Below are 7681 nucleotides of genomic sequence, written 5' to 3' on the forward strand. Positions count from 1 at the left end.
ATACTTAATACGTTGCTACCTGCGAACTTGCTAGACGACGTAGCCAATTTTTGAAATTGACCGAGTATACACTTAACTCTAAGTTACTTCAAGCTTTACGTTAAGACATAAAGATCTAAATTCTTTTATCATAACATTAAATGATTCAGGAATGCCTGATTCAAAATTATTTTCACCGCGTACTATAGAATCATAAGTTTTGATCCTACCGTTTACGTCATCCGACTTAACCGTTAACATTTCCTGTAACGTATAAGCTGCACCGTAAGCTTGTAATGCCCAACATTCCATTTCCCCGAAACGCTGTCCGCCGAAATGAGACTTACCTCCAAGCGGTTGCTGCGTTACTAAGCTATAAGGTCCTATAGAACGGGAGTGAATTTTATTATCGACTAAATGATGCAATTTCAGCAAATATTTCTGTCCGACGGTTACTAGACGGTCAAAATATTCACCGGTTCTACCGTCAATTAATTTCACTTGTCCTGAAGGGTCTTGACCGGCAAGTTTTAGCATATCTTTAACGTCCTGAACTTTTGCTCCGTCAAATACAGGAGTTGCAAAATGTACCCCTTTACTTACTTTATTACAGAAAGAGATAATCTCTTCTTCCGATCTTTCAAGTACATAATTAATATTCTCTCCGTATAGCTCAAGTAAGAATTTCTTAATCTGCTCAATACCTATATGCTTATTTTTATATTCCTTGACTAATTCGGATATTTTTTTTGCTAAATTTATTGATGCCCACCCAAGATGCGTTTCTAAAATCTGTCCTATATTCATACGTGACGGAAGACCTAGAGGGTTAAGAACGATATCTATTACAGTTCCATTTTCTAAAAACGGCATATCTTCTTCAGGTACGATACGTGAAATAACACCTTTATTTCCGTGTCTTCCTGCCATCTTATCCCCGGGCTGTAATTTATGCTTAGTTGCAATAAATACTTTTACTACTTTTAAAGCTCCCTGAGGTAAATCATCACCGCTTTGCAATTTCTCTACTTTAGTAGCGAGTCTTTTATCGAGGGCATCTTTTTTCTCATCATAATGAGTCTTTATCTGCTCTATTTCATTCATTACATTTGCATCTTCCACGGTAAGCTGCCAAAATTGCCCTTTAGATAAACTTTTTAGCATTTCACTAGTAATTGTTTGTCCTGCTTTTACTTGTTTAGGACCGTTAATAATCACCTGCCCTACTAAAAGCTTTTCAAGCCAACTAAACACAAAATGCTCAATAATTTCTAATTCGTCGTCTCTGTCTTTTGCTAATTTTTCAATTTGTTGTTTTTCAATAGCAATAGCTCGCTGGTCTTTTTCTACACCTCTACGAGAAAATACCCTTACTTCTACTACAGTTCCGCTAACTCCGGAAGGTACATACAGCGATGAATCTTTTATGTCAAAAGCTTTTTCCCCGAAAATAGCACGTAGTAGCTTCTCTTCAGGAGTAATAGGCGATTCACTTTTCGGTGTTACTTTTCCGACTAAAATATCACCGGCTTTTACTTCTGCACCTACATAAATTATTCCGACCTCATCAAGATGACGTAATGCTTCTTCACTTACATTCGGTATATCACGGGTAATTTCTTCAGGACCAAGGCGTGTATCTCTAGCTATTACTTCAAACTCTTCAATATGAATAGATGTAAATACATCCTCTTTTACTATACGTTCGGATATTAAAATTGAATCTTCAAAATTATAACCGTTCCAAGGTAAGAAAGCCACAAGCACGTTTCTACCTAAAGCAATTTCACCGTTATCCGTACTAGGACCGTCAGCTATAATATCGTTTTTCTTAACGTAATGACCGACCTTAACTAAAGGCTTTTGATTTATACAAGTATTATGATTGGATTTTTGGAATTTTAATAAATTATAAATATCAACCGAAGGAGAACCGTCAACTTTTTGTTCTAGAGTTCTAATCACGATTCTATTTGAATCTACCTGCTCAACAATACCGTCATGTAATGCAAGCACTGACGCTCCGGAATCTTTAGCTACTACCCCTTCAACTCCGGTACCTACAAAAGGTGCATCCGTTTTAATTAAAGGAACGGCTTGTCTTTGCATGTTTGAACCCATCAAAGCACGGTTAGCATCATCGTTTTCTAAGAAAGGTATAAGAGAAGCCGCAACCGATACTACCTGCATAGGAGTCACATCAATGAAATCTACCTCATGCGGTTCTACCATTACAAAATTACCGCCTTCAACTCGGCAATTAATAAACTCTCCTTGCAGCTTTCCGTCTTTATCAACTTTAGAATTTGCTTGTCCTATTTTGTATTTACCTTCTTCAATAGCAGAAAGATATACCACTTCATCGGTTACATGCCCATTTTTAACTCTCCTATACGGACTCTCTATAAAACCATGTTTATTTATTCTAGCATAAGTAGCCATAGAGTTAATTAACCCGATATTCTGACCTTCAGGTGTTTCAATAGGACAAATACGACCGTAATGAGTCGGATGTACGTCACGCACCTCAAAACCTGCTCGATCTCGACTAAGACCTCCAGGTCCGAGTGCCGACAGCCTTCTTTTATGAGTTATTTCCGATAATGGATTTGTTTGATCCATAAATTGGGATAATTGGGAGGTACTAAAAAATTCTTTTACTACTGAAACTAAAATTTTAGAATTTACTAAATCATGAGGCATTACGGTATCAACATCACCTGCCGACATCCTTTCAATTACAGATTTTTCCATTCGGACTAAACCTATTCTAAATTGATTTTCTATCAATTCACCTACTGATCTAACCCTTCTATTACCTAAATGATCAATATCGTCTATGATACCTTTACCGTCTTTAAGCTCTACTAAAACTCTTACGATATTTTTAATATCATCAATTGTTAAAACCGTAACTTCTTCAGAAATATTCAGCTCTAACCTAGAATTCATTTTTATTCGCCCGACTTCTGAAAGATTATATCTTTCCGCATCAAAGAATAAATTATAAAACAGGCTTTCAGCCGCTTCGATATTAGCAGGTTCGCCCGGTCTTAAAACTCTGAAAATGTCACATAATGCTGCCTCGCGATCCTGATTTTTATCAGCAAATAAGGTGTTCCTTATATATGGACCGGATTGAGGATTGATTACTAATACGTTAACATTTTTAATTTTAAGATCATTAATAACATTTAACATATCAACAGTAATCATTTCACCGATTTTTGCTAATACTTCATCGCTTGCAGGATCTCTTAAATCTTCGGATAGATATTTGCCGATTAAAGTTTCATGAGCTACTAAAATATTATTAAGCCCTTCCCCAAAATATTTTTTAGCCAAACGTGGGGTAATTTTTTGTCCTGCTTTCAGTAGAACATTTCCGGTATCTGCATCTACTAAATCACTTGTTAAACGATGAGCAGTAATATGCTGAGGTATAAATTTAACCGCCCAACCTTTATTTTTAACAAGCTTATAAGTTACTGAATTATAATAAAATTTTATAATTTCTTCAGTACTCATACCTATAGCTCTAAGCAAAGTAGTAGCATAAAGCTTTCTTTTTCTATCAATCCTGAAATAAATAACATCCTTAGAGTCAAATTCTAAATCAAGCCAAGACCCTCTATATGGAATAACACGAGCAGAATATAAAAGCTTGCCGGAAGAGTGAACTTTTCCTTCATCATGATAAAAGAACACGCCAGGTGAGCGATGCATTTGCGATACAACCACTCTTTCCGTACCGTTGATAATAAAAGTACCGTTTTTAGTCATTAATGGGATATCACCCATATATACTTCTTGCTCTTTAATCCCTTTAATTTCTCTAGCACCGGTATCCTCATCTATATCCCAAATACTTAATCTTAAAGTAACTTTAAGAGGAGCAGCATAACTTAAACTTCTTTGACTACACTCTTCTACATCATATTTTGGAGTATCGAATTCATATTTTACAAATTCTAAATTAGCAATATTGGAGGAATCTGAAATAGGAAAAATTGAGTTTAATATAGATTGTAAACCTTTGTTTTTTCTTTCAGAATCTTTAATATTTAACTGTAGAAAGTTTTTTTCATATGAATTTTTTTGAATTTCAATCAAATTCGGTATATCTGCTACTAAATTTATGTGACCGAAATTTTTTCTTATTCTTCTATTATGTGACAAGGGTTGTGCTTCTATATTATCCCTTAATGAAACCATATAATCTCCTGACTGATAAAATTACTGCCCGTATTGAAGTGATTGTTCTATGCATTTTATAATAGAATAATCATAATTATAGCTCTTTTTAGCTATAAATTATAAGATTTCTTTGAAATAGTAACAACTATACTCCCAAAAATCTTATTAATTTTCACTAAAAATCAATTATAAATGTTCACAGAACCTAGAAAATTTCAATAATTTAAATTTCTAGACGTATGGTACGTTAACAAAATTATTTTAATTAATAAAATTTTTAATGTAATAGCTTTATCCTATTTCAAAAAAATAACTTAAATTAGCTTTAAAATAATTTTTAAACAAAAAAGCCTTATTCAAAATTAATTACTAAAATAAGGCTTTTTAGATTTTAAGAATTTAATTTAAAGCTATAAAATATTTCATCTGTAATGCAAAAAACATTAGGTCCTGTAAAGAAAAATTAATCTATATTTAGTTGTTTTTTATTGAAAATTATAAGATTTTTTTGGAATAGAAATAACTGTTCCAGCAAGAATCTTATTAATTTTTACTTTAAAAATATCTAAAAATACGAATAATTTTTCTTTACAGGACCTAATGCAGAAATAATTATTTTAATTCAACTTTTGCTCCAGCAGCTTCTAACTTACCTTTGATTTCTTCAGCTTCTGCTTTTTTCACATTGCTTTTAATCGGCTTTGGAGCTTCATCAACTAATTTCTTAGCTTCAATTAAACCAAGACCCGTGATATCTTTCACAACTTTAATTACTTCGACTTTCTTGTCACCGGCAGCTGTTAAAACTACTTCAAACTCAGTTTTTTCAGCAACTGCTTCAACCGCAGGAGCTGCAGTGCCAGCAGCTGCTACAGCTACAGGTGCTGCTGCAGATACACCCCATTTTTCTTCTAGCATTTTCACAAGCTCAGCTGCTTGCATTAATGTTAATGATGATAATTGTTCTTCAATTTTAGCTAAATCTGCCATAATTTTTCCCTTTTTCCTTTTTTTTATATTGAGAGATTACTGCATCAGGTATTTTAAAGTTAATTAAATTCTTTTTTTGCTACAAATTATAAGATTTTTTTAAAATAAGAACAATTATTTCGACAAAAATCTTATTAATTTCCACTATAAAAGCTCTTTAATTATCAATTAAAATATCTGATGCAGTAACCTTTAAGTTAATTTTTACTAGCATGTGCTTGTATTACTCTCGCCATACTCGAAGACGGAGCTTGTGAAACACCTACAAACTTAGTAGCCGGTGCTTGTAATAACCCAACAATTTTACCTCTAAGCTCATTAAGTGAAGGTAGCTTAGAAAGTTCTTTTATTGAATTTTCATCTAACACGTGATTATCGACTATTCCACCAATAATCTTAAGATTATAATTAGCCTTAGCAAAATTAACTACTAATTTTGCCATCTCAACCGGTTCTTTAGAATAAACAATAGCAGTAGGACCCGCAAATAAATTAGCAATACTATCAAGCCCTGTTTGATTTGCAGCTATTTTTGCTAAAGTATTTTTAACTACTTTAAAACCTGCTTCTTTAGATTTAAGTGATTCTCTAAGCGAACTCACTTGACTAACTGTTAACCCGTGATAATGAGTAATAATTACAGAGGGCGATTCTTTATAAATATTTACAATATCCTCTACTGCTACCGGTTTTTCTGATCTTAACACCTTTTAATTCTCCTTTTATAATACAGTTTAATATATTTAAACTGATACAAATGCTTAAAATAACAAAATTTTTTTATTATTTTTTTATTATTACTATACTACCGTTAAACGGCTATAAAAATTATGCTATACTAGTTAAATCTATTTGTACCGATGCTCCCATAGTAGAAGATAAATACATTGCTTTTAAATAACTTCCTTTTAATCCGGCAGGTTTTGCTTTAATTACTGCCTCAATAAACGCATTTAAATTTTTTAATAAATCTTGGTCTGAGAAAGATAATTTTCCAAGCCCTGCATGAATTATACCTGCTTTCTCTGCTCTATATTCTACCTGACCGCTTTTAGCATTTTTAATAGCATTTTTAATATCTAAAGTTACGGTACCAAGTTTAGGGTTAGGCATTAAACCTTTTGGTCCTAAAATTCTTGCAACTGAACCTATAGCTACCATCATATCGGGAGTAGCTATACATACATCGAAATTAATTTTCCCTGATTTAATTTCATCAATGATATTTGTTGAACCTACTAAATCTGCTCCAGCACTTTTAGCTTCTTCTTCTCTTTCTTCTTTACAAATAACGGCAACTCTTACAGTTTTGCCTGTACCGGCAGGTAAATTAACTACACCGCGTACCATTTGATCGGAATGTCTAGGATCAATTCCAAGCTTCATAACTATTTCTAAGGTTGGGTCAAATTTAACATATGATGCTGATTTTAATCGTTCAACTGCATTTGTTAAATTATATAAAGTATCTGATTTTACTTTTTCTCTAGCTTCTCTTATTTTTTTACCGCCGCTAATTTTTACAGCAACATCTTTCTTATTTGACATAATAATTAATTCCCTACCACTTCAAGTCCCATAGATGCAGCACTACCACAAATAATTTTTGTTGCTGCTTCAATATTTTTTGTATTTAAATCAGGTATTTTTAACTTTGCAATTTCACGACAATCATCCATAGTAACTTTACCTATTACGGCTTCTTTCTTAGTAGCACTAGAACCTTTAGTAATTTTAGCATACTTCTTTAAAAAGTAAGAAGCAGGAGGAGTTTTTATTTTAAAAGAAAAACTACTATCTTCATAAACAGTAATTACAGTCGGCAAAGGCACTCCTTTTTCCATACCTTGCGTAGCATCATTAAAATCTTTACAAAATGCTGCAATATTAACTTTTCTTTGTCCTAAGGCCGGTCCTATAGGAGGAGCAGGGGTGGCTCCGGCAACCGGAATTATCAAGTTAATATAACCTTTTATTGCTTTCTGAGACATTTATAAATATCCTTATTTTTCTCTTAAATTAATATTACTTTGTAACAATTGCATGGATCGTTTTTCCCATCATTGCGAGGAAAAGCTGTAAGTTTTGACAAAGCAAGGAAGAAAAAAATTCTGTAAATCAGAATTTTTTTATTATTTCTTCTAGATTGCCACGCAGCCTACGTCTGCTTGCAATGACGACTCATTATCCCGCAACAATGACATCCTGAACATTAGTACAATACAGCTTAAGTAATTAATAAACCGTATTTAGTCCAACTTTTAATCATTTTTCTTTACTTGATTAAAATTTAGTTCTATTGGAGTTGCTTTACCAAATATTGAAACTGAAACTTTTAACCTATTTTTTTCTTGATCTATTTCTTCTACTGTACCCATGAAAGTTTCAAAAGGACCATCTGTAACAGCCACTATTTCACCAACTTCATACAATTTAGAATTCTTTGCTTCTTTAGCTTCTGCTTCCAAATTATTAAAAATATTTTGTATTTCACTTTCTGTAAGAGCTCTTGGTG

Annotated in this window: 6 protein-coding genes; all 6 read right to left on the reverse strand. The window is 32.8% G+C overall.

Translation table 11 applies throughout. The annotated features are described in order from the left end of the window. Nucleotides 1-78 precede the first annotated feature (78 nt). A complete protein-coding gene (gene rpoB, locus REIS_RS02310) occupies nucleotides 79-4194 on the reverse strand; it encodes a DNA-directed RNA polymerase subunit beta (RefSeq protein WP_008579652.1) in 4116 nt (1371 codons plus the stop codon). Nucleotides 4195-4788: 594 nt separating this feature from the next. Then, the gene (rplL, locus tag REIS_RS02315) at nucleotides 4789-5166 is read right to left on the reverse strand and encodes a 50S ribosomal protein L7/L12 (RefSeq protein WP_008579653.1); all 378 of its coding nucleotides are present in this window, start codon (nucleotides 5164-5166) and stop codon (nucleotides 4789-4791) included. Nucleotides 5167-5363: 197 nt separating this feature from the next. Then, nucleotides 5364-5873 (reverse strand): 50S ribosomal protein L10, encoded by a 510-nt coding sequence (rplJ, locus tag REIS_RS02320; protein WP_008579654.1) that lies wholly within the window; start codon nucleotides 5871-5873, stop codon nucleotides 5364-5366. A 121-nt stretch (nucleotides 5874-5994) separates the two neighbouring features. Further along, nucleotides 5995-6714, reverse strand: a complete 720-nt coding sequence (gene rplA, locus REIS_RS02325; RefSeq protein WP_008579655.1) for a 50S ribosomal protein L1 — start codon at nucleotides 6712-6714, stop codon at nucleotides 5995-5997. Nucleotides 6715-6719: 5 nt separating this feature from the next. Continuing rightward, nucleotides 6720-7157 carry a 50S ribosomal protein L11 gene (rplK, locus tag REIS_RS02330; RefSeq protein WP_008579656.1) on the reverse strand — a complete coding sequence of 146 codons (438 nt, stop codon included), beginning with the start codon at nucleotides 7155-7157 and terminating at the stop codon, nucleotides 6720-6722. 270 nt (nucleotides 7158-7427) lie between these two features. Further along, nucleotides 7428-7681, reverse strand: a 254-nt coding sequence (locus REIS_RS02335) for a KOW motif-containing protein (protein WP_008579657.1), incomplete at its 5' end; no start/stop codon positions are given.

Source organism: Rickettsia endosymbiont of Ixodes scapularis (assembly GCF_000160735.1).
Classification (GTDB): domain Bacteria; phylum Pseudomonadota; class Alphaproteobacteria; order Rickettsiales; family Rickettsiaceae; genus Rickettsia; species Rickettsia tamurae.

Bases quoted from the DNA above. Each gene is read 5' to 3' on its own strand.
- rpoB (WP_008579652.1), bottom strand. From the start codon at position 4,194: ATGGTTTCATTAAGGGATAATATAGAAGCACAACCCTTGTCACATAAT.
- rplL (WP_008579653.1), bottom strand. From the start codon at position 5,166: ATGGCAGATTTAGCTAAAATTGAAGAACAATTATCATCATTAACATTA.
- rplA (WP_008579655.1), bottom strand. From the start codon at position 6,714: ATGTCAAATAAGAAAGATGTTGCTGTAAAAATTAGCGGCGGTAAAAAA.
- rplK (WP_008579656.1), bottom strand. From the start codon at position 7,157: ATGTCTCAGAAAGCAATAAAAGGTTATATTAACTTGATAATTCCGGTT.